Origin of the sequence: Escherichia sp. E.sYA108 (assembly GCF_011754335.1) — a bacterium.
Taxonomy (GTDB): domain Bacteria; phylum Pseudomonadota; class Gammaproteobacteria; order Enterobacterales; family Enterobacteriaceae; genus Escherichia; species Escherichia coli.
In genome coordinates, this window is record NZ_JAAQVZ010000001.1 from 3,694,440 (window position 1) to 3,717,323 (window position 22,884).

General features: G+C 53.0%; 20 protein-coding genes and 2 pseudogenes. 11 read left to right on the plus strand and 11 right to left on the minus strand.

The genetic code is table 11. The features are described 5' to 3' along the window. Window positions 1-140: 140 nt before the first annotated feature. Window positions 141-2,555 carry a putative ABC transporter permease subunit YbbP gene (gene ybbP / locus HBM92_RS17795; RefSeq protein ID WP_000561822.1) on the minus strand — a complete coding sequence of 805 codons (2,415 nt, stop codon included), beginning with the start codon at window positions 2,553-2,555 and terminating at the stop codon, window positions 141-143. Further along, on the minus strand, window positions 2,552-3,238 hold the full coding sequence (gene ybbA, locus HBM92_RS17800) for a putative ABC transporter ATP-binding protein YbbA (RefSeq protein WP_001110578.1): 687 nt from the start codon (window positions 3,236-3,238) through the stop codon (window positions 2,552-2,554). Before ybbA ends, ybbP begins: the two co-directional genes overlap by 4 nt. Here ybbA and tesA point away from each other — a divergent pair. Genes tesA through cnoX form a run of 3 tightly spaced genes read left to right on the plus strand, consistent with a single transcriptional unit; the run spans window position 3,209 to window position 5,546 of the window. Next, on the plus strand, window positions 3,209-3,832 hold the full coding sequence (gene tesA / locus HBM92_RS17805; protein WP_001295836.1) for a multifunctional acyl-CoA thioesterase I/protease I/lysophospholipase L1: 624 nt from the start codon (window positions 3,209-3,211) through the stop codon (window positions 3,830-3,832). The genes ybbA and tesA overlap by 30 nt on opposite strands. After that, window positions 3,822-4,631, plus strand: coding sequence for an NADP(+)-dependent aldehyde reductase (gene ybbO / locus HBM92_RS17810; RefSeq protein WP_000148959.1), 810 nt, complete (start codon window positions 3,822-3,824; stop codon window positions 4,629-4,631). The genes tesA and ybbO overlap by 11 nt, the downstream gene beginning before the upstream one ends. Window positions 4,632-4,691: 60 nt before the next feature. Beyond that, window positions 4,692-5,546 carry a chaperedoxin gene (gene cnoX / locus HBM92_RS17815; RefSeq protein WP_001443070.1) on the plus strand — a complete coding sequence of 285 codons (855 nt, stop codon included), beginning with the start codon at window positions 4,692-4,694 and terminating at the stop codon, window positions 5,544-5,546. A 62-nt stretch (window positions 5,547-5,608) separates the two neighbouring features. On the opposite strand, the gene fetB is transcribed toward cnoX, so the two are convergent. After that, window positions 5,609-6,388 (minus strand): iron efflux ABC transporter permease subunit FetB, encoded by a 780-nt coding sequence (fetB, locus tag HBM92_RS17820; RefSeq protein ID WP_001295323.1) that lies wholly within the window; start codon window positions 6,386-6,388, stop codon window positions 5,609-5,611. Further along, window positions 6,375-7,052: an iron efflux ABC transporter ATP-binding subunit FetA gene (gene fetA, locus HBM92_RS17825; RefSeq protein WP_001298568.1), complete on the minus strand. Its 678-nt coding sequence runs from the start codon at window positions 7,050-7,052 to the stop codon at window positions 6,375-6,377. The genes fetB and fetA overlap by 14 nt, the downstream gene beginning before the upstream one ends. Window positions 7,053-7,197: 145 nt before the next feature. Here fetA and HBM92_RS17830 point away from each other — a divergent pair, with 145 nt between their 5' ends. The 3 genes from HBM92_RS17830 (at window position 7,198) to HBM92_RS17840 (ending at window position 9,912) form a co-directional block, all read left to right on the plus strand. Further along, window positions 7,198-8,115, plus strand: a complete 918-nt coding sequence (locus HBM92_RS17830) for an SPFH domain-containing protein (RefSeq protein WP_000904502.1) — start codon at window positions 7,198-7,200, stop codon at window positions 8,113-8,115. Beyond that, on the plus strand, window positions 8,112-8,570 hold the full coding sequence (locus tag HBM92_RS17835) for an NfeD family protein (RefSeq protein ID WP_000970324.1): 459 nt from the start codon (window positions 8,112-8,114) through the stop codon (window positions 8,568-8,570). The genes HBM92_RS17830 and HBM92_RS17835 overlap by 4 nt, the downstream gene beginning before the upstream one ends. Window positions 8,571-8,688: 118 nt before the next feature. Beyond that, a complete protein-coding gene (locus HBM92_RS17840) occupies window positions 8,689-9,912 on the plus strand; it encodes a hypothetical protein (protein WP_000492611.1) in 1,224 nt (407 codons plus the stop codon). Here HBM92_RS17840 and cueR read toward each other — a convergent pair whose 3' ends face one another. The 4 genes and pseudogenes from cueR to glsA form a co-directional block, all read right to left on the minus strand. Continuing rightward, window positions 9,913-10,320, minus strand: coding sequence for a Cu(I)-responsive transcriptional regulator (cueR, locus tag HBM92_RS17845; RefSeq protein ID WP_001026743.1), 408 nt, complete (start codon window positions 10,318-10,320; stop codon window positions 9,913-9,915). It lies immediately after the preceding gene. Beyond that, a pseudogene (locus tag HBM92_RS25460) lies at window positions 10,317-10,414 on the minus strand (hypothetical protein); the annotation flags it as partial. The gene cueR and the pseudogene HBM92_RS25460, both read right to left, overlap by 4 nt. Window positions 10,415-10,444: 30 nt before the next feature. Then, window positions 10,445-11,737 (minus strand): APC family permease, encoded by a 1,293-nt coding sequence (locus tag HBM92_RS17850; protein ID WP_000982162.1) that lies wholly within the window; start codon window positions 11,735-11,737, stop codon window positions 10,445-10,447. A gap of 2 nt (window positions 11,738-11,739) precedes the next feature. Then, window positions 11,740-12,672 carry a glutaminase A gene (gene glsA, locus HBM92_RS17855; RefSeq protein ID WP_000883041.1) on the minus strand — a complete coding sequence of 311 codons (933 nt, stop codon included), beginning with the start codon at window positions 12,670-12,672 and terminating at the stop codon, window positions 11,740-11,742. A 262-nt stretch (window positions 12,673-12,934) separates the two neighbouring features. On the opposite strand from glsA, the gene copA reads away from it, so the two are divergent. Then, complete coding sequence (copA, locus tag HBM92_RS17860; RefSeq protein WP_000083983.1) at window positions 12,935-15,439, plus strand: copper-exporting P-type ATPase CopA; 2,505 nt, start codon at window positions 12,935-12,937, stop codon at window positions 15,437-15,439. Between the two features lie 57 nt (window positions 15,440-15,496). On the opposite strand, the gene HBM92_RS17865 is transcribed toward copA, so the two are convergent. Further along, window positions 15,497-15,838 (minus strand): HigA family addiction module antitoxin, encoded by a 342-nt coding sequence (locus tag HBM92_RS17865; RefSeq protein WP_000806442.1) that lies wholly within the window; start codon window positions 15,836-15,838, stop codon window positions 15,497-15,499. A gap of 35 nt (window positions 15,839-15,873) precedes the next feature. Continuing rightward, window positions 15,874-16,175, minus strand: a pseudogene (locus tag HBM92_RS17870) (type II toxin-antitoxin system RelE/ParE family toxin). A gap of 132 nt (window positions 16,176-16,307) precedes the next feature. On the opposite strand from HBM92_RS17870, the gene HBM92_RS17875 reads away from it, so the two are divergent. Both HBM92_RS17875 and ybaK read left to right on the plus strand, forming a co-directional pair. Further along, on the plus strand, window positions 16,308-17,102 hold the full coding sequence (locus HBM92_RS17875) for a TraB/GumN family protein (protein WP_000365160.1): 795 nt from the start codon (window positions 16,308-16,310) through the stop codon (window positions 17,100-17,102). 203 nt (window positions 17,103-17,305) lie between these two features. Beyond that, window positions 17,306-17,785 (plus strand): Cys-tRNA(Pro)/Cys-tRNA(Cys) deacylase YbaK, encoded by a 480-nt coding sequence (gene ybaK / locus HBM92_RS17880; RefSeq protein WP_000186633.1) that lies wholly within the window; start codon window positions 17,306-17,308, stop codon window positions 17,783-17,785. A gap of 36 nt (window positions 17,786-17,821) precedes the next feature. Here ybaK and ushA read toward each other — a convergent pair whose 3' ends face one another. Continuing rightward, the gene (gene ushA, locus HBM92_RS17885) at window positions 17,822-19,474 is read right to left on the minus strand and encodes a bifunctional UDP-sugar hydrolase/5'-nucleotidase (RefSeq protein ID WP_000771783.1); all 1,653 of its coding nucleotides are present in this window, start codon (window positions 19,472-19,474) and stop codon (window positions 17,822-17,824) included. 217 nt (window positions 19,475-19,691) lie between these two features. Here ushA and fsr point away from each other — a divergent pair, with 217 nt between their 5' ends. Next, window positions 19,692-20,912 carry a fosmidomycin MFS transporter gene (gene fsr / locus HBM92_RS17890; RefSeq protein ID WP_001251634.1) on the plus strand — a complete coding sequence of 407 codons (1,221 nt, stop codon included), beginning with the start codon at window positions 19,692-19,694 and terminating at the stop codon, window positions 20,910-20,912. A 237-nt stretch (window positions 20,913-21,149) separates the two neighbouring features. Further along, on the plus strand, window positions 21,150-22,826 hold the full coding sequence (gene ybaL / locus HBM92_RS17895) for a YbaL family putative K(+) efflux transporter (protein ID WP_000546254.1): 1,677 nt from the start codon (window positions 21,150-21,152) through the stop codon (window positions 22,824-22,826). Window positions 22,827-22,884: the final 58 nt, after the last annotated feature.

Here is a 22,884-nt window from a genome sequence, read left to right on the forward strand (position 1 = left end):
TGGGGGATTCTGTGCACGCTGTTCATGCCGGATGCGGCGTGAACGCCTTATCCAGCCTACAAAATTTCGAAAACTCAATATATTGCACGATCTTCGTAGGCCTGATAAGCGTAGCGCATCAGGCAATCTAACACCTGTCATCACCCCGCAAACTGCCTGAACAGCGCCTTACCCTTAAGCAGTCGCGCACCCAGCCAGCCGCCGCAAAGCGACAGCAGTAGCGCACCGCTGCACGGCAGCACAATCCACAATCGCCAGTCTGGCTCCCACGGGAAATCAAACACTTTCGATTGCAGTACCGCCAGTGCCGTTTCCGCACCGATTGCGGCCACCAGGCCGGATACAAACCCGAGCATGGCGAACTCACACCACAATGTCGTGCGCAGCAGTTTTTTCCCCGCACCAAGTGTGCGCCACACCACCAGCTCCTGATGACGCTGACGCATTCCCACCTGCACCTGCGCCAGCAACAGCAACATGCCGCAGGCGGTGACCAGCACCACCATCACTTCCAGCGCCCGACTTACCTGCTCCAGCACCTGACCGACCTGTTTTAAAATCGCGCCAATGTCTAACAGGCTAATGGTCGGGAACTGGCGGTTGAGTTGCGTCAACATGCCGTTGCCATTCTCCCAGCGGAAACTGGTAAGCCAGCTCTGCGGTTGCCCGTCTAATGCCCCTTCCGGGAAAATAAAATAGAAATTAGGCCGCAGACTTTCCCAGTCCACTTTGCGCAGGCTGGTCACTTTAGCGCGGAACTCCTGGGTATCGCCCATAAAAGTCACGGTATCGCCGAGGGCAACGTTTAAGCGTTTCGCCAGCCCCTCTTCCATCGACACTTCATCGGCTTTTGGCGGCCAGTTACCGGCGACGATCGGGTTATGATCAGGCCGCGTATTTTGCCAGGTGAGATTCAGCTCGCGGTTGAGCGCCTCATCTCCATTGCCTTCTGTCGGCTTGTCGTTAATCGCCGTCAACCGCGCCCGCACCACCGGATAAAACGATTCCGGGACTATCTGATGTTCCGCGAGAAACGCTTTCAGCGGCGTAACCTGTTCCGTAGCGATGTTGATTAAAAAGTAGTTCGGGCTTTCTGGCGGTAGCTGCTGTTGCCAGCGGTCGAGCAGATCGCCACGCAACACCAGCAACAGTGCCAGCAGCATAAAGGAGAGCGAAAATGCCGAAAGCTGGCTTAACGTCGCCCACGGCTGACGCAACAGGCGGCTAACCGCCAGGCGCAGAGGTAGCGATTTCAGCGTCATGCGGCGAAGTACATTCAGCAGCATCCAGCCCAGCACACCGCACAGCAAAGCCAGTACTACCGCGCCCGCCAGCACCGCCCAGAGCAGCATACTGCCGCCCATCAGTCCGGCGAGCAGCAGCACAACCACCACACTGACAATCGGCAGATAAAACTTCAGCGGCCAGACGTTTGCAACCACATCATTACGTAACACGCGTAAAGGCTGCGTTGCCAACAACAGGCGGTATGGTCGCAGCCCCACCAGCAGCGAGATGACCGTCATGGTGCCGAGCGCCCACAGCCACGGCCAGAGGCTGGCAGGAGGTAAAGCGGCAGGTAGCACGGGCTTGAGCAGCACCATCAACACGTTTTCGAACAACAGGCCTATCGCCCCACCGGTAACGGCTGAAAGCGCCAGCACCATCAACCACTGACCGACGATTAACTTACGCAGTTGCGCTCGCCCTGCCCCCAGCGTTTTGAGGATCGCCACCAAGTCGTAGCGACTGCGACAGTAATGATTCATCGCCACCGCGACCGCCGCCACCGCCAGCAGCAAGGTCAGAAGCGCCGAAAGCAGCAGGAACTGTTGCGAACGTTCTATCGATCGCCCCAGCGCGCCTTCGTCCTGTTCCAGACCGTACCAGCGTTGTTCGGGTTTAAGCTGGGGTAACAACCATTTCTCATAGCCGTCGAGCTGGTTCTCGCTGCCGCCGAATTTATAGCGCCAGGTGACCCGACTCCCCGGCTGCACGGCTCCGGTTTTATCAACATCCGCCAGATTCATCATCAGGCGTGGGGCTATCTGGAAAGGATTAAAACCGGAATCCGGTTCCTGAATCACTTCTCCGGCAATCCGCAAGGTGGCATCGCCCACGTCAATGGTATCGCCCGTTTTCAGGTTAAGCAGTGCCATCAGGCGTGGGGCCAGCAATACGCTGCCCGCCTGCGGTTTCAGGCCAGGGGGATTAGTTTGCAGATCGCCATACATCGGGTAGATATCATCCACCGCTTTGACGTTCGCCAGCTGCGGTGTGTCGCCTGCAAAGGTCATTGTGGCGAAAGTCAGCTGCTTGCCGACTTTCAGGCCGCGCTTTTGCGCTTCCTCCAGCCACGCTTGCGGCACTTCGCGCGAACTGCGCAACGCCCTATCGCCCGCCATAAACTCACGGCTTTGCTGGCTTAAACCTTTCTCCATGCGATCGCTAATATTGCCCAGCGCCAGCACACAGGCCACCGCCAGGCTTAACGCCAGCCAGACAATTAATAGCGACGGCGAGCGCCATTCGCGCCAGAACCAACGTGCAATCATGCTTCCTCCTGCAACTGCCCGTTCACCAGCCGTAAGCAGCGGTCACAGCGTGCCGCCAGTTGCAGGTCATGGGTCACCATAATCAACGTGGTGCCATGCTCACGGTTGAGGGAAAAAAGCAGATCGGCAATTTTATCGCCCGTCTGGCGGTCAAGGTTGCCGGTGGGTTCGTCGGCAAACAGCACATCAGATCGACCATTAAAGGCTCGCGCCAGCGCCACTCGTTGCTGTTCGCCGCCAGAAAGCTGTGCCGGAAGATGATCAAGACGTTTACCCAACCCTAACTGTTCGAGCAACGCTTTCGCCCCGTTACGACTTTCTGCGCTACTCTCACCGCGCAGCAGCGCCGGAAGCTCGACGTTTTCCAGCGCGTTAAGGGTAGGAATTAACATAAATGACTGAAAAACAAAGCCTACGTGCTTCGCGCGCAACTTTGCCCGCGCTTCTTCGTCCATATTATGTAGCGGTTGTCCCACCAGACTCACTTCGCCACTGCTGCCGTCATCCAGCCCGGCGAGGATCGCCAGCAAGGTTGACTTACCCGATCCCGACTCACCCACCAGTGCGATGGTCTCGCCACGTTTGACAACCAGCTCAACTCCGGTGAGGATGGAGAGTTCATGCTCCCCCTGACCGACGGACTTCTTAAGATGATGAACTTCAACAATGTTTTCCGCTGGCATTTGCCCTTCCTGTTCCTGGTCCTGTTAACCTTCCGTGCCGCTGCAGCGGACACGTTATTGATTCTGGGTGATAGCCTGAGCGCCGGGTATCGAATGTCTGCCAGCGCGGCCTGGCCTGCCTTGTTGAATGATAAGTGGCAGAGTAAAACGTCGGTAGTCAATGCCAGCATCAGCGGCGACACCTCGCAACAAGGGCTGGCGCGCCTTCCGGCTCTGCTGAAACAGCATCAGCCGCGCTGGGTGCTGGTTGAACTGGGCGGCAATGACGGTTTGCGTGGTTTTCAACCACAGCAAACCGAGCAAACGCTGCGCCAGATTTTGCAGGATGTCAAAGCCGCCAACGCTGAACCATTGTTAATGCAAATACGTCTGCCTGCAAACTATGGTCGCCGTTATAATGAAGCCTTTAGCGCCATTTACCCCAAACTCGCCAAAGAGTTTGATGTTCCGCTGCTGCCCTTTTTTATGGAAGAGGTCTACCTCAAGCCACAATGGATGCAGGATGACGGTATTCATCCCAACCGCGACGCCCAGCCGTTTATTGCCGACTGGATGGCGAAGCAGTTGCAGCCTTTAGTAAATCATGACTCATAAAGCAACGGAGATCCTGACAGGTAAAGTTATGCAAAAATCGGTCTTAATTACCGGATGTTCCAGTGGTATTGGCCTGGAAAGCGCGCTCGAATTAAAACGCCAGGGTTTTCATGTGCTGGCAGGTTGCCGGAAACCGGATGATGTTGAGCGCATGAACAGCATGGGATTTACCGGCGTGTTGATCGATCTGGATTCGCCAGAAAGTGTTGATCGCGCAGCCGACGAAGTGATCGCCCTGACCGATAATTGTCTGTATGGGATCTTTAACAATGCCGGATTCGGCATGTATGGCCCCCTTTCCACCATCAGCCGTGCGCAGATGGAACAGCAGTTTTCCGCCAACTTTTTCGGCGCACACCAGCTCACCATGCGCCTGTTACCCGCGATGTTGCCGCACGGTGAAGGGCGTATTGTGATGACCTCATCGGTGATGGGATTAATCTCCACACCGGGTCGTGGCGCTTACGCGGCCAGTAAATATGCGCTGGAGGCGTGGTCAGACGCACTGCGCATGGAGCTGCGCCACAGCGGAATTAAAGTCAGCCTGATCGAACCTGGTCCCATTCGTACTCGCTTCACCGACAACGTCAATCAGACGCAAAGTGATAAACCAGTCGAAAATCCTGGCATCGCCGCCCGCTTTACGTTGGGACCGGAAGCGGTGGTCGACAAAGTGCGCCATGCTTTTATTAGCGAGAAGCCGAAGATGCGCTATCCGGTAACGCTGGTGACCTGGGCAGTAATGGTGCTTAAGCGCCTGCTGCCGGGGCGCGTGATGGACAAAATATTGCAGGGGTGAGTTGAAGCGCGCGCTTAAGCCCCCATGTCAAAGAAAATATCGACAACAGAGAGCGACTCCATGTCCGTAGAAAATATTGTCAACATTAACGAATCTAACCTGCAACAGGTTCTTGAACAGTCGATGACCACTCCGGTGCTGTTCTATTTTTGGTCTGAACGTAGCCAGCACTGTTTGCAGTTAACCCCAATTCTGGAAAGCCTCGCGGCGCAGTACAACGGGCAATTTATTCTGGCGAAGCTGGACTGCGACGCGGAGCAGATGATTGCCGCCCAGTTTGGTCTGCGCGCGATTCCGACCGTATATCTGTTCCAGAACGGGCAACCAGTAGACGGTTTCCAGGGGCCGCAACCGGAAGAGGCGATCCGCGCCCTGCTGGATAAAGTGCTGCCGCGTGAAGAAGAGCTGAAAGCGCAGCAGGCGATGCAACTGATGCAGGAAGGCAATCACACCGACGCCCTGCCATTGCTGAAAGACGCCTGGCAGTTGTCGAATCAGAACGGGGAGATCGGCCTGCTGTTGGCAGAAACGCTGATTGCGCTGAACCGTTCTGAAGATGCAGAAGCCGTGCTGAAAACCATTCCGTTGCAGGATCAGGACACCCGCTATCAGGGGCTGGTGGCGCAAATCGAACTGCTGAAGCAGGCGGCTGATACGCCGGAAATTCAACAGTTGCAACAGCAGGTGGCGGAGAATCCTGAAGATGCCGCACTGGCGACGCAACTGGCACTGCAACTGCACCAGGTTGGGCGCAATGAAGAGGCGCTGGAGTTACTGTTTGGGCATCTGCGTAAAGATCTCACCGCCGCAGATGGTCAGACACGTAAAACATTCCAGGAGATCCTCGCTGCGCTGGGTACGGGTGATGCACTGGCGTCGAAGTATCGCCGCCAGCTGTATGCGTTGTTGTATTGATGTTTTGTTGATCGGCACATGAACCACAACGCCGGATGCGATGCTGCGCATCCGGCATCGCATCATTTCTTCTTCAATTGCGTCACCACCAATTGGTGGCGCGAATTGTAAAACTTACGATAGGTTAAATAGCAGGCAATAATGGTCGACAAGCTGGCGGTTGAGAGCAGCATAAAGGTCACCATAATCTGATATTTAATCGCCTTCACCGGATCAATCCCGGCAAATATCAGCCCGGACATCATTCCTGGTAAACTCACTAAGCCTACCGTTTTTGCTGAATCGACCGTCGGAATTAAAGCCGCGCGAATACTGTCGCGAATCAATATCGCTGAAGCCTGTTTCGGCGTCGCGCCAAGACTCAGTTTCTCCTGAATCTGTTGCTGTTCGCTAATGACCCGTTGCCCTAAATTGTTGTAACACAACCCCACCGCTACCATGGCGTTACCGGCTATCATCCCGGCGATAGGGATCACCTGCATCGGGATAAACTCAATCGATCCCGATAAAATCAGCACCGCCAGAGTAATTCCCGCCCCGACCGTAATGGCAATAAACGATGAGATAAAAGCTTTAGCAATATATTTACTGCGTTTTTGCGCGTTCCACGCCGCATTAAAGCAGATAAATAACACCATCAATAATGTCAGGCTGGCATCATCCACGCTGAAAATATACTTCAGCACATAGCCGACAATAATCAGCTGAATTATCGCGCGCCCGACGCTCCAGAGAATATCTTTCTCCAGCGCCAGTTTTTCTTTATGGCTAATTAAGATTGCCACCACCACCAGCATTAATGCCAGTGCCAATGATTCGTTAGTAATATTATGCGAGTTCATAGCGTGCTTCCTGCATTTCTCCGGCATGCGGTTGCAGTGTAATCACTTTATCCGCATGATTAATTTCGTCTTTATCGTGTGTCACCCACAGCACGGCAATATTTTGCTCGTGCACATAACGATGGATCATCTCATTAACGTTATGTTTATTACTTTCATCCAGCGCACTGGTGATTTCATCCAGCAATAAAACCTTCGGCATAAATTGCAGGTTACGAATCAATGAGATGCGTTGTTTTTCACCCCCAGATAGCTCGGCGATATTTTTCGTCAAAATGGTGTCCGGCAAAGCGAAGCGTTCGAGAAAATCGAGAAAAATGGCTGGGTCAGGCTGCTGGTTACGGATCTGCCAGGGAAAGATCAGATTATCGTATACCGTATCGCCAAACAGCGTCGGCGTCTGGGCGCAGTAAGAGACTTGCTGGCGGTAGATTTCTGGCTTTAGTGTGCTGACATCCTCACCTTCAAACAGTAACGTTCCGCTGGTTGGGCTGATCAATGAAGCAACTATTTTTAGCAGCGTACTTTTGCCACAACCAGAAGGACCGGTAATTAACTTAAATTCGCCAGCACGCAGCGAAAAATTGATGTTATTAAGAATCTTCGCATCACCCGCCAGATATCCTACGTTTTGTAGCTGAAGCAAAGGACTATTTTCCTGCATCACTGTTCCCTTTTTCTGATTTTTACTAAAAACAGTTTATCCTTCGCAGGAATAGGGGGGAACTCTCTTTCAGTAATCAGGTATAATTTGTTTAATCAAGCAGCAATTTTGCTGATTATGGACGGTACAACAGGAGGTTTTTCCGATGCTTATCTTTATCCCTATTCTCATTTTTGTCGCGCTGGTCATTGTCGGCGCGGGCGTCAAAATCGTGCCGCAGGGCTATCAATGGACGGTAGAACGTTTTGGTCGCTATACCAAAACGTTACAGCCGGGGCTCAGTCTGGTGGTGCCGTTTATGGATCGCATTGGTCGCAAGATCAATATGATGGAGCAAGTGCTCGACATCCCTTCCCAGGAAGTTATCTCGAAAGATAACGCCAACGTTACCATCGACGCCGTGTGCTTTATTCAGGTGATTGATGCCCCGCGCGCCGCTTATGAAGTCAGCAATCTGGAGCTGGCGATCATCAACCTGACCATGACTAACATCCGTACCGTGTTGGGTTCAATGGAACTTGATGAAATGCTCTCTCAGCGCGACAGCATCAACTCACGCCTGCTGCGTATTGTCGATGAGGCCACCAACCCGTGGGGGATTAAAGTCACCCGTATTGAAATTCGCGACGTGCGCCCACCGGCAGAGCTTATCTCTTCAATGAACGCGCAGATGAAAGCGGAACGTACCAAACGCGCTTACATCCTTGAAGCGGAAGGGATCCGTCAAGCGGAAATCCTCAAAGCCGAAGGTGAAAAACAGTCGCAAATCCTGAAAGCGGAAGGTGAACGTCAGTCGGCATTCTTACAGGCCGAAGCGCGTGAACGTTCTGCCGAAGCGGAAGCCCGCGCCACCAAAATGGTGTCTGAAGCCATTGCCTCCGGCGATATTCAGGCGGTGAACTACTTCGTAGCACAGAAATACACCGAAGCGTTACAGCAGATCGGTTCCTCCAGTAACAGCAAAGTAGTGATGATGCCATTAGAGGCCAGCAGCCTGATGGGGTCGATTGCCGGGATTGCCGAGCTGGTGAAAGACAGCGCCAACAAACGGACTCAGCCATGATGGAGTTAATGGTCGTTCATCCACATATTTTCTGGCTCAGTCTCGGCGGGTTGCTGCTGGCAGCCGAGATGTTGGGCGGCAATGGTTATCTGTTGTGGAGCGGCGTGGCAGCGGTGATTACCGGCCTGGTGGTCTGGCTGGTGCCGCTGGGTTGGGAGTGGCAAGGGGTGATGTTTGCCATTCTGACACTGCTCGCCGCCTGGTTGTGGTGGAAATGGCTGTCGCGGCGGGTGCGCGAACAAAAGCACAGCGACAGTCATTTAAACCAGCGCGGGCAGCAGCTGATTGGCCGACGTTTTGTGCTGGAATCTCCACTGGTCAACGGGCGCGGTCATATGCGCGTCGGTGACAGTTCATGGCCTGTCAGCGCCAGCGAGGATCTCGGCGCTGGTACGCATGTTGAAGTCATTGCGATAGAAGGGATAACGCTGATCATCCGTGCGGTCATCGCCTGATGCGTCTTATCACACCTGGAAATCTGTACCAAACCCCATGCCGGATAAGGCGTTTACGCCGCATCCGGCATATAGCCCCCTACATAGTGTTAATTGAATGTTCGGCTAAGGAGTAGCCATGTTTTCCCCCTTTCGAAAACCTGAAGTACGTCTGCTGAAAAATACTGCTGCGGGCGTCATTTTTTCGGTGAAGTCCGGGAAAGGATTTCTGCGTCAATGTGTGATTTACGATCCGCACTCGCACGGTCTTATCCATTCGCTCTGCTGGCAGGATGTCCCGTTAATACGTTTCTGGTCCGAGGCTGGATGCCCTACCTGTGCGGAATTTGTCTACAGCGGTTTTGCGGAGGATGAACAGGGAGCCGCCCGGTTTTTGTCTGCTCTCGAAAACTGGAATCGCCCGTGGTCTGGCATAACGGACGCTTTTGCCGCGCTGACACCGCTGTTCTCATGCATGGCTGATGGTTATTATTTGCTGGAAGATCGTGAACTTTACCCGACGGATGGCAACGGGCATTTCTTTTGGGCGGCAACGGACCATAGTTCCAGTAATCCGGCAACCGTTGCCGTCTGGGATCCTGAATATTGCTCTTTCAGTGACACCGCGCCCTGCTTTCTTCTACCCGGCCAGCCGCCATCACATTTTAATCCTGAGCGTGCGACGTTTTATCGCGATAAACCGGACGCCCGCGCTCTGGCCTGGTATCTCCCTGATTCCTATCTCTGCGTTCTGCTCGACGGACACCATAAGGCTACTGCCGCCGCGCTGGAAGGGCGACCGCTCAAAACACTGGTGCTCAGCACGGCAACCCATTTTAATGATGAGCAACAAACCCTGGTATTTCCTGGCGGGGAATGTCTGCACAAAACAGAGCTGCAATACCACATACCAAAACTCACCGCGTGCAAAACATTACCGCCCAGCGCATGGGAGAGTTTCGGCCCTGATAAGCACATCAGCCCATCCGAAACCTGGTCAGAAGAGTTAAAGCAGAGCGTCAGTCGGTACCCCTCGCTGGATCAAGCCTGGCAAATTGTTGAGGCCGGGAATTTGAGCGAAACTCGTATTAAGAGCATGATCCAACAAGGTTTGGGGGAGGATGAAAAGGCTGATATTATTTTGCAGGCGCTGTTTTCCACACACTCGCCGCTTTTTATTGACTTTGCCCGATTCGTTATCAGCCATCCGGCATACGCCATTTATCGCCCCCTCACCTTCCGGTTGATGGCGCAAAACCGAACGCCGCAAGCAGATGCTTTTTTTCTGGATTTTGCCATCAATGATGACGGGGAACGTCCGGAGCTGACGAAAATAATGGACGACTATTTTCGCAAGCCTTAATCACCCCGCCCGATGATGACAGCAGCCGGAGAGATTTTCGATAATCGGGCAGTCGGCGCTGTCATCACCGGGGCAGGCATTCGCCAGCGCCAGCAGCTGGTTACGCATGGATTGCAGTTCTTCGATATGCTGTTCGATCTCCGCTACTTTCTCCAGCGTACGACGTTTGACGTCGGCGCTGTGACGCTGCGGATCGTTAAACAGATTTACCAGTTCGCCGCTCTCTTCCAGGTTAAAGCCCACCTGGCGTGCCTGGCGCAGTAAGGTCAGTTCGTTGAGATGCTGCTGCGTGTAGGTGCGATAACCGTTTTCGCTGCGCATCGGCGGCGTCACCAGCCCCTTCTCTTCATAGAAGCGAATGGCTTTGCTGGTCAGGCCGGTAATTTTTGCTACATCGCTAATGTTCATCGTTCGCGCAACGCCTCCTGTGCTTTGTTAAAGGGTTTCAACAAATATTCAAGCACGTTTTTTTGCCAGTGCGAATATCGACCGCCACCACAATAATACAGGAAGTACTGCGCACAGAGAGATGTTATACGGTTTTATTGCGCTTCATGACCATTGCCACAATAAGGCTGAGTAAGAGTGCGCCAATAATCCATATCAGCGCACGGCTGCCCTGGGACCAGAGACTGTAGATAAAGCCAACGATCACCAACAACATAACCAACGTACCAACGATAAGAATCGGCAACGAGGCGTGAATATCATGACGCAGGCGGATCGCCACCACAAACACCGCCAGATAGCAGATCAAAAAGGTGGCGCTGGCAACGCTGGCGAGTGAGCCTAAATTCAGCGCCGCCGTCATCAGCATAATCAACACCACGACGATGATGTTGCCCCAGGTACTCTGCCGCCACAGAGGTTTATTCATTAGCTTCGGCAGTTCGCGTTCGCTGCCCATGTTGTCCATGATGTTAAACACGGCGAACAGGTTTGCGTTGATGGCTGAAGCCGTCGCCAGTAAAGCGCCGATGACGACGATCACATACCCCACATGCCCGAGGAGCGGAGAAGCAGCCTGCGCTACGGCGGTATCGGCATATTTTTCTAACTCTAATGCCGATACATCGCTAAGCAAAACCAGCGCCAGCGAGATATAAAGCAACGTGGTAACGCCAATCGCCACCAGAAACGCCCGTGGCATTATGACCTCCGGATCTTTCACTTTATCCGCCGCGTTCGCCATCATGCCAAAGCCCGCATAGGCAAGGAAGGTTATCCCGATACAGGAGAAGAACGCCCCGGAGCTGGGGGGCGCAGAAACGGAAATATGCGCCGGTTGCAGCGACCAGACACCGGCAATAATCAGCAATAACAGGATCATCATTTTAATGCCGACGAGGATCACTTCCAGCCGCCCTACCGCATGGTTGCTTAAGGAGTTGAAAAGCGTCATCACCGCAATGATCCCCAATGCGTAGAGCAAAATAAGGTGCTCCTCCTGGCTGCCTTCATGCAAAAACTGCACGGCATAAGCGCCAAAAGCACGGGCGACCATGGCGATACTCACCGCCAGCGTCAACAGGTACAATAACGAGAGCGCCAGCGAAAAAACGCCGTTGCCTAATCCGCGACGAAAGAAGTCGATAATACCGCCATTGCTGGGATAGCTCGCCCCCAGACGCGCATAGGCATAACCGGAAAACATCGCCACAATACCGCCAAAAGCAAAGGCGACCCAGGTCGAGGCTTCCATTAGCAACGCAGCCTGCCCCAGCAGCGCGAAGATCCCCGCCCCCACCATTGCCCCAATGCCGATGGAAACGACGTTCCATAGACCGAGGGGTTTGTTACCGTTATTACCTTCCGTGTTCATCATGATCAGCCCTTAAACACGTTATAGCCGAGTTGCTTAGCGACCGATGCCACCATTTTTTGACCGCGAACACTGTTGCCTTCTTCGTCCAGCGGTGGTGAAAACGCGGCAATTCCCATCACGCCAGGAACGACCGCCAGAATACCGCCACCTACACCGCTTTTGCCCGGTAAACCAACGCGATACGCCCAGTCACCGGAGCGACCATACAGCCCTTCCATCATCATTTCGGCCAGAATGTACGGCACATTGTCGGCCTGAAGAACGCGTTTATGCGTCAGCGGATTCACACCACCCGCCGCCAGCGTCGCGCCAAGCGTTGCCAGTTCAATAGTATTGATGAGCGTGGAGCACTGACGGGTGTACACGTCACAGGCTTCCATTGCATCACAATAGAGATATCCGGCGGAGTACAGCAGCCAGGCAATGGCCCGGTTATGGAAGTTGGTTGTTTGTTCCGACTGGTTGACTTCATCAGAGAGCGCTACCTGCTCACCAGCCAGTTGTTGTTGGATATGTAAAATTCGCTGCCAGCGTTGTTCAGTATTTTCAGCGTTAATCAGGCTGGTGGTGGCAATAGCGCCAGCATTTACCAGTGGCGAAAGCGGTTTGCCGCCATGCAACTCTAAGGCGATAACTGAGTTAAAGGGCAATCCGGTCGGGTCAGCGCCAACTTTGTCCTGTACCGCCTGCGGGCCGACATCTTCTAACGCAAGGGCTAACGTACAGACTTTCGAGATGGATTCCAGCGCAAAGCGGTAATCACTGTCACCCGCACTATAGACGTTGCCATCGCTGGTCACGATAGCCACTGCCGCCAGTTGACCAGGGACATTCGCCAGAAAGGGAATGTAATCGGCATTTTGTCCGCCGTTAAGTGAGTGAAATTGGGTGTAAGCCTGATCCACTGCCTGCTGTAATTTGTTTGCATCTAACATCTTTTGTTAACTCCTTTTTATAGATGCGGGAGGTAATTCCTCACCCCGGTGCCGATTTTCATGCATCCTGATTTAACTTAGCACCCGCAACTTAACTACAGGAAAACAAAGAGATAAATGTCTAATCCTGATGCAAATCGAGCCGATTTTTTAATCTTTACGGACTTTTACCCGCCTGGTTTATTAATTTCTTGACCTTCCCCTTGCTGGAAGGTTTAACCTTTATCACAGCCAGTCAAAACTGTCTTAAAAGGAGTGTTTTATGTCACAAACTATCGACCTGACCCTGGACGGCCTGTCCTGCGGTCACTGCGTTAAACGCGTGAAAGAAAGTCTCGAACAGCGCCCGGATGTTGAACAGGCGGATGTGTCTATCACTGAAGCGCACGTTACCGGGACTGCCAGTGCAGAACAGCTAATCGAAACCATCAAACAAGCGGGTTATGACGCATCTGTAAGCCACCCAAAGGCTAAACCGCTGGCGGAGTCATCAATCCCGTCGGAAGCACTGACAGCGGTTTCTGAGGCGCTTCCGGCAGCGACCGCCGATGACGATGACAGCCAGCAGTTGCTGCTGAGCGGCATGAGCTGCGCCAGCTGTGTCACCCGCGTACAAAATGCGTTGCAAAGCGTACCGGGCGTCACTCAGGCACGGGTAAACCTGGCGGAGCGTACTGCGCTGGTGATGGGCAGTGCCTCCCCACAAGATTTAGTGCAGGCGGTGGAAAAAGCGGGCTACGGCGCGGAAGCGATTGAAGATGACGCTAAACGCCGCGAGCGCCAGCAAGAAACCGCCGTCGCTACGATGAAGCGCTTCCGCTGGCAGGCAATTGTCGCGCTGGTGGTGGGTATCCCGGTGATGGTCTGGGGGATGATCGGCGATAACATGATGGTCACCGCTGACAACCGCAGCCTGTGGTTAGTTATCGGCCTGATAACCCTGGCGGTAATGGTTTTCGCCGGCGGGCATTTTTACCGCAGCGCATGGAAAAGCCTGCTGAACGGTGCGGCGACGATGGATACGCTGGTGGCGCTGGGAACGGGTGTTGCGTGGCTCTATTCGATGAGCGTCAACCTGTGGCCGCAGTGGTTCCCGATGGAAGCACGGCATCTTTACTATGAAGCCAGTGCGATGATTATCGGTCTGATTAATCTCGGTCATATGCTGGAAGCGCGCGCACGTCAGCGTTCTTCAAAGGCGCTGGAGAAATTACTCGATTTAACTCCGCCGACGGCGCGCCTGGTTACTGACGAAGGTGAAAAAAGCGTGCCGCTGGCGGAAGTGCAACCAGGTATGTTGCTGCGCCTGACGACCGGCGATCGCGTGCCAGTAGATGGCGAGATTACCCAGGGCGAAGCATGGCTGGATGAAGCGATGCTGACGGGCGAACCTATACCGCAGCAAAAAGGCGAAGGCGATAGCGTCCATGCCGGGACAGTGGTGCAGGACGGTAGCGTGCTGTTTCGCGCCAGTGCGGTTGGCAGCCATACTACGCTGTCGCGGATTATTCGTATGGTGCGCCAGGCCCAGAGCAGTAAGCCAGAAATCGGTCAGCTGGCGGATAAAATCTCAGCCGTATTTGTGCCGGTAGTGGTGGTGATTGCGCTGATCAGTGCGGCAATCTGGTATTTCTTTGGTCCGGCACCGCAGATTGTCTATACTCTGGTGATTGCCACCACGGTGCTGATTATTGCCTGTCCGTGTGCGCTGGGGCTGGCGACGCCGATGTCGATTATTTCCGGCGTCGGGCGGGCGGCTGAGTTTGGCGTGCTGGTACGGGACGCCGACGCGCTGCAACGCGCCAGTACGCTCGACACCGTAGTGTTCGATAAAACCGGGACGCTGACCGAAGGGAAGCCGCAGGTTGTCGCAGTAAAAACATTTGCTGATATTGATGAAGCGCAAGCATTGCGTCTGGCGGCGGCGCTGGAGCAAGGTTCCAGCCACCCTCTGGCACGGGCGATCCTCGATAAAGCAGGTGATATGCAGCTACCGCAGGTCAACGGTTTCCGCACATTGCGCGGGCTGGGCGTGAGCGGTGAAGCTGAAGGTCATGCGTTATTGCTGGGCAATCAGGCGCTGTTAAATGACCAACAGGTCGATACCAAAGCAATTGAAGCAGATATTTCAGCTCAGGCATCGCAAGGGGCAACGCCTGTGCTGCTGGCGGTTGACGGGAAAGCAGTAGCCCTGCTGGCTGTACGCGATCCGTTGCGTAGTGATAGCGTGGCGGCGCTGCAACGCCTGCATAAAGCGGGATATCGCCTGGTGATGCTAACCGGGGATAACCCGACCACCGCCAATGCGATCGCTAAAGAAGCCGGGATTGATGAGGTGATAGCCGGCGTGCTGCCAGACGGTAAAGCCGAAGCGATCAAACGTCTGCAAAGTGAAGGACGTCAGGTGGCAATGGTGGGCGACGGCATTAACGATGCGCCAGCGCTGGCTCAGGCGGATGTCGGTATTGCGATGGGTGGCGGCAGTGATGTTGCCATTGAAACCGCGGCGATTACCCTGATGCGCCATAGCCTGATGGGTGTTGCGGATGCGCTCGCAATTTCCCGCGCAACGCTGCGCAACATGAAGCAGAACCTGCTCGGTGCGTTTATCTACAACAGCATTGGTATTCCGGTCGCCGCCGGTATTTTGTGGCCGTTCACTGGAACACTGCTTAACCCGGTGGTTGCCGGAGCGGCAATGGCGCTCTCGTCGATCACCGTAGTGAGTAACGCCAACCGATTGCTGCGGTTTAAACCGAAGGAATAAGTACATCATTGCGGATGCGCTGCTTTAGGGTGGCGCATCCGTTATAGGGAAATTATTCTACGCGACCTTTTTTGCACGCTCTTCACGGCGTGCCAAATATTCAGCCACTGTTTCAATCCGTCCCAATTCTTCCTGGGTACGCATGTTGTTTTCAACTTCCCAAAGATCAACTGCCGCCTGGAGGTTTAGCCAAAAATCGACTGTGGTATCAAAAACTTTCGCCAGACGGAATGCCATCTCAGTGGTGAGTTTACGATTGTTATTGATCAGTGCACTGACGCTATTACGATGAACATGCAGCAACTCTGCTAACTCATTGATTTTCAAATCGAGCGGTTCCAGATATTCATAGAGAAGAATATCTCCGGGTGTCGTCGGTTTTCTTGTTGCCTGTTTCATAGTTTTACCTTTCTCGTCAATACGACAGCTATGTTTTAGTAGTTGTGTGGGTCTAAAAACAATTCTTCGGCCTTGCCATTAACCCATTTAAAAATCAGTCGGTACTGTTTATTCACTCTAATGGAGGAGTATTCCTGTAATTTCCCGGATAACTCTTCGTATCGGTTCCCCGGAGGGGAGCGTAAATCCCGATGAGAAGTGGCAGCATTAATGATGTCCAACTTTCGTGATAACGTGGTATGGATTTCAGCAGGGATCTTTCGATGTGGCGTTGAATGGACAAAAAATCAGCCAACCAGGCATCACGAAAACTCCTTATATTTTTCTTTTGAGCCATTCCTCTCTCATCTCCTTGTCCATTATTTAATCATTGTAATGCACACAAGCACTGTGCACAAGTGCAACAATCAACTCCATTTGCGCCATCCCTCCCCGCGCGCTAGCATGATATTTCACAAAGGGAGGTCGTATGGATCTGTTGTACCGGGTAAAAACGCTTTGGGCCGCGCTGCGCGGTAATCATTACACCTGGCCTGCTATCGATATCTCTCTTCCCGGCAATCGCCATTTTCATCTGATCGGCAGTATTCATATGGGTAGCCACGATATGGCTCCCCTGCCCACCCGTTTGCTCAAAAAGCTCAAAAACGCCGATGCGCTGATCGTCGAGGCGGATGTTTCCACCAGCGATACGCCTTTTGCTAATTTGCCTGCCTGCGAGACGCTGGAAGAGCGCATTAGCGAGGAGCAACTCCAAAATCTGCAGCATATTAGCCAGGAGATGGGCATTTCTCCGTCGCTCTTTTCTACTCAACCGCTGTGGCAAATCGCGATGGTTCTTCAGGCGACGCAGGCACAAAAACTGGGGCTGCGGGCAGAATACGGTATCGATTACCAGCTATTGCAGGCGGCGAAGCAACAACATAAACCCGTGATTGAACTGGAAGGGGCTGAAAACCAGATTGCCATGTTGCTCCAGCTCCCTGACAACGGACTGGCGCTGCTGGACGACACGCTGACCCACTGGCACACCAATGCACGGTTGCTGCAACAAATGATGAGCTGGTGGTTGAATGCGCCGCCGCAAAATAATGAAATAACGCTGCCCAATACGTTCAGTCAGTCGCTGTACGATGTGCTGATGCATCAGCGAAATCTCGCCTGGCGGGATAAATTACGCGCCATGCCGCCGGGGCGCTATGTGGTCGCAGTCGGTGCACTACACCTGTATGGAGAAGGGAATTTGCCGCAGATGTTGCGCTAAAAAAATGGCCAATATCGCTATTGGCCCGTCAAAGAGGAATTTCATTTTTTTATTATTATGCCGTCACTTTAAGCGACGGTGTAACTCGATTGTCGCTCAATCTCACCATCCTGCCAATACTCTTAGGCAAGATGACTCTTTTTTTTGGACCGCCATCAGGCGTATGCTTGCTTCGTTTTTTTGTTTAAGGCAGGAAAATTACCATGACACCCGCAGTTAAATTACTCGAAAAAAACAAGATTTCGTTTCAAATCCATACCTACGAGCACGATCCGGCTGAAACCAATTTTGGCGATGAAGTCGTCAAAAAATTAGGTTTGAATCCGGATCAGGTCTACAAAACGCTGCTGGTCGCAGTGAACGGTGATATGAAACACCTTGCCGTGGCCGTTACGCCGGTCGCAGGTCAACTGGATCTTAAAAAAGTAGCAAAAGCGCTGGGTGCCAAGAAAGTTGAGATGGCCGATCCGATGGTCGCGCAGCGTTCGACGGGATATCTGGTTGGAGGGATTAGCCCACTGGGGCAGAAAAAACGTCTGCCAACGATTATCGACGCCCCCGCACAAGAATTTGCCACTATTTATGTTTCCGGCGGCAAGCGCGGTCTGGATATCGAACTGGCGGCAAGCGACCTGGCAAAGATACTCGATGCCAAATTTGCTGATATCGCCCGTCGCGATTAAGCATTGTGCCGGATGCGAACATCCGGCACTTTCGGATTACTGCCAGCTCACCTCACCTTTCGGTTCATAAACACTCACATCCAGCGGCGAGCTTTTCTGGATATACGCTTTCAGCACTTCGGCATCAATAAAGCCGGTATTCACATAGCCCGGTTTGTTATCAAGGCGCGGATAGCCATCCCCGCCGGTGGCATTGAAGTTTAATGTCGCCATGCGGTAAGTTTTCGCCGGATCGACCGGTTCGCCTTTGATTTTCAGGTCGTTCAGTTTACCGTCTTTCGCCACAAAGCTAACGTTGGCAAATTGCGGGTAGGCACCTGAATCTGGCTTCATCTGCGCGACGGCGGTCAAGTAATCAATCACCTCTTTACCGGTCATGTCGGCATACACCACCACATTGCCGAATGGCTGCACTTTCAGTACGTTTTTATAGCTGATATCACCTGCTTCGATAGAATCACGAATTCCGCCTCCGCTCATCACCGCAAAGTCGGCACCAGTGCGATCCATTTGTGCTGCCAGAATCAACCGCCCCATATTGGTCTGTACAAAACGCACTTTGTCACGATCGCCTTCCAGACGACCATTGGTTTCGCCTATTTTCACTTCCAGCTGCGCTTTACCTTTGTTCTGGAACGGTGATAACAGCGAGATCATTTGCTGGTTTTCAGCGATTTCAGGGGTGTACAGCACGCGCTCGCTTTTCCCGTCTTCCCAGGTCACTTTCTTCTTCAGGTTCACCGGAATCAGCTGGTAGTTAACCATTTTCATTTCGCCATTACGAAACTCAAAATCAGCCCGTCCCACGTATTTGCCCCACTCATGCGCCTGCACAATCCAGATGCCGTTTTGTTGATCCGGTTTGCATGGCGTACCCGGCACGTAATCGACCTGTTTTTTGTTTTCTGCCGCCATACAGACCGGATCTTGCGAGTGACCACCGACGATCATCGCCAGCGATCCGGCAGGCAGCGCGCGTGCCATCTCCACATCGCCCGGTGCGTTAGAGCCGTGCTCACCATTGTCGTAATGCCCCATATGGGTCGCCGCGATAATAATGTCTGGCTTTTCTGTCTGTTGCAGCTCCTGAATCACCAGCTTCGCTTCATCAGCGGGCTTACGAAATTCGATATCAGTGAAATATTCCGGATTACCAATTTTGGCTGTGTCATCCGTCGTCAGGCCAATAACGGCAATTTTCAGATCCTGACGCTTAAACAGCGCCCATGGTTTAAACAGGCGCTCGCCGGTACTTTTCTGGTAGATATTGGCGGAAAGCAACGGGAACTTAGCCCACTTTTCCTGCTGGCGTAATACGGTGAGCGGGTTATCAAATTCATGATTACCGATCGCCATCGCGTCATAGCCCACCAGATTCATACCGCGAAAATCAGGTTCGGCATCCTGTAAGTCGGACTCGGGCACGCCAGTGTTAATGTCGCCACCGGAAAGTAGCAGCACGCTACCGCCTTCAGCCGCAACCTCTTTGCGGATACCATCCACCAGCGTTTTTTGCTCCGCCAGACCATATTCACCATATTCATTGCGCCAAAAATGCCCATGATGATCATTGGTATGCAGAACTGTAATTTTGTAGGTTTTATCCTGCTCGTACGCCAGAGCAGTTTCACTCGCCAGTGTAAATGTGGTTAACAGTGCTAACGCCACGCCCCGCTGCAATAATTTCATACTTCTCTCCCTGACCTGATTTCAACGTGTTGAAAAATAGTATGACGCGACATCATAAACAAGTCTGCGTCCGGTGAAGATAAATCTGCATCCAGATTAGAAATTCTGTATTCCGCGTTGAGACTTCCTTCAGGCAGCGCATACAGGTATGTTAGTCGGGTAATAATCACAAATAAGATCATTCTTTACATCGCAACCCTGAAAAAGTGACTTTCCTATGGCAATGAGTGAACAAACCCAGCCTGTGGCGGGCGCGGCTGCGTCAACGACTAAGGCCCGAACATCGTTTGGTATTTTAGGTGCTATCAGCCTCTCACATCTGCTGAACGACATGATCCAATCGCTGATTCTGGCGATTTATCCACTGCTTCAGTCAGAATTTTCTCTGACATTTATGCAGATTGGCATGATAACCCTCACCTTCCAGCTCGCCTCTTCGTTACTGCAACCGGTGGTCGGCTACTGGACCGATAAATATCCGATGCCGTGGTCGTTGCCGATTGGCATGTGCTTTACCTTAAGTGGTCTGGTGCTGCTGGCGCTGGCGGGCAGTTTCGGCGCAGTTCTGCTGGCAGCGGCGCTGGTCGGTACCGGTTCATCGGTCTTTCATCCGGAATCTTCTCGCGTGGCCCGTATGGCTTCCGGCGGGCGTCATGGCCTGGCGCAATCTATATTTCAGGTCGGCGGCAACTTTGGCAGTTCCCTGGGCCCCTTGCTGGCGGCGGTGATTATCGCGCCTTATGGCAAAGGCAACGTTGCCTGGTTTGTGCTTGCGGCACTGCTGGCGATCGTGGTGTTGGCGCAAATCAGCCGTTGGTACTCGGCACAGCACCGAATGAATAAAGGAAAACCCAAAGCGACGATTATCAATCCACTGCCGCGCAATAAAGTTGTTCTGGCGGTCAGCATTCTGTTAATCCTCATTTTCTCGAAATATTTCTATATGGCGAGCATCAGCAGCTATTACACCTTTTATCTGATGCAAAAATTCGGATTATCTATCCAGAATGCTCAGCTTCATTTGTTTGCCTTCCTGTTTGCCGTTGCGGCAGGTACGGTGATTGGCGGGCCTGTAGGGGATAAAATTGGACGGAAATATGTGATTTGGGGCTCTATCCTCGGCGTTGCGCCGTTTACGCTGATTTTACCCTACGCCAGCCTGCACTGGACGGGGGTTTTAACGGTGATTATTGGATTTATCCTCGCTTCGGCATTCTCTGCCATTCTGGTCTATGCCCAGGAGCTGCTTCCGGGACGTATCGGTATGGTTTCTGGACTATTTTTCGGTTTTGCTTTCGGCATGGGAGGTCTGGGGGCGGCAGTTCTGGGGCTTATCGCCGACCACACCAGCATAGAGTTAGTCTATAAAATCTGTGCTTTCCTGCCACTATTGGGGATGTTGACCATATTCCTGCCTGATAACCGGCATAAAGACTGATTTCATTGCAGCCAAAGGCAAACTTTGGCTGCATCGTTTTACAGTCGCCATAAGCCTTTCCTCTGTTAAACCGCCTTCTGTTTTCCGATCCGTGCTTTTTTTGCAGCTAATTCCATTTTTCTGCAAAATTCAACAATTATTCATAAACATCATCAATGAAATTGTCATAAACTATTACCTGTAATTTTGGTTTTCCCGGCCAAAAATGGACAATAACCACCAGGAAAAGGAGACGGAATGCATCACGCCACCCCGCTTATCACCACCATTGTTGGCGGCCTTGTGCTCGCCTTTATCCTCGGCATGCTGGCCAATAAACTACGTATTTCTCCTCTGGTGGGATATCTGTTAGCGGGTGTGCTGGCAGGACCATTCACTCCGGGCTTTGTTGCCGATACCAAGCTTGCGCCGGAACTGGCTGAACTGGGCGTTATTTTGCTGATGTTCGGCGTCGGTTTGCATTTTTCGCTCAAGGATTTGATGGCGGTAAAGTCCATCGCCATTCCCGGCGCGATCGCCCAGATAGCCGTGGCGACGCTGCTGGGTATGGCGCTCTCCGCCGTGCTGGGCTGGTCGTTAATGACCGGTATCGTGTTCGGCTTATGTCTTTCCACCGCCAGTACCGTGGTGTTACTGCGCGCACTTGAAGAACGGCAATTAATTGACAGTCAGCGTGGGCAAATCGCCATCGGTTGGTTGATTGTGGAAGACCTGGTGATGGTCCTGACGCTGGTATTGCTACCCGCGGTAGCAGGAATGATGGAACAGGGCGATGTGGGCTTTGCCACTCTTGCAGTCGATATGGGGATCACCATCGGCAAGGTGATCGCATTTATCGCCATTATGATGTTGGTAGGTCGCCGTCTGGTGCCGTGGATTATGGCACGCAGCGCAGCAACCGGTTCCCGCGAGCTGTTTACCCTGTCGGTGCTAGCGCTGGCGTTAGGGATTGCCTTTGGTGCGGTAGAGCTGTTTGATGTCTCCTTTGCACTCGGTGCGTTCTTTGCCGGGATGGTACTGAACGAGTCTGAACTGAGTCACCGTGCCGCCCACGATACACTGCCATTGCGCGACGCGTTTGCGGTGCTGTTTTTTGTCTCCGTCGGGATGTTGTTTGATCCGTTAATTCTGATTCAGCAACCGCTGGCAGTACTGGCGACGCTGGCAATTATTCTGTTTGGTAAATCGGTCGCGGCCCTGTTCCTTGTGCGTTTGTTTGGTCACTCCCAGCGCACGGCGTTAACCATCGCCGCCAGCCTGGCGCAGATTGGTGAGTTCGCGTTTATCCTGGCGGGACTAGGAATGGCATTGAATTTACTGCCGCAGGCCGGACAAAACCTGGTACTGGCAGGGGCGATCCTGTCGATTATGCTCAACCCGGTACTGTTCGCACTACTGGAAAAATATCTGGCGAAGACCGAAACGCTGGAAGAGCAGACGCTGGAAGAGGCAATCGAAGAAGAGAAGCAGATCCCAGTGGATATTTGCAACCATGCGCTACTGGTGGGTTACGGTCGTGTAGGCAGCCTGCTGGGGGAGAAATTGCTCGCCTCTGATATTCCGCTGGTGGTGATTGAGACGTCACGAACTCGTGTTGATGAGCTGCGCGAGCGCGGGGTCCGCGCAGTATTGGGCAATGCGGCGAACGAAGAAATTATGCAACTGGCGCATCTGGAATGTGCAAAATGGCTGATCCTGACGATTCCCAACGGCTATGAAGCGGGCGAGATTGTGGCATCTGCCCGCGCGAAAAATCCGGATATTGAGATTATTGCCCGCGCCCATTATGACGATGAAGTGGCGTATATCACCGAACGTGGTGCGAATCAGGTAGTGATGGGTGAGCGTGAAATTGCCCGTACTATGCTGGAACTGCTGGAAACGCCACCGGCGGGTGAGGTGGTGACGAGGTAAACGGTGGTTGCCGGATAATAGGCGCGGATATGTAGGCCTGATAAGACGCGCCAGCGTC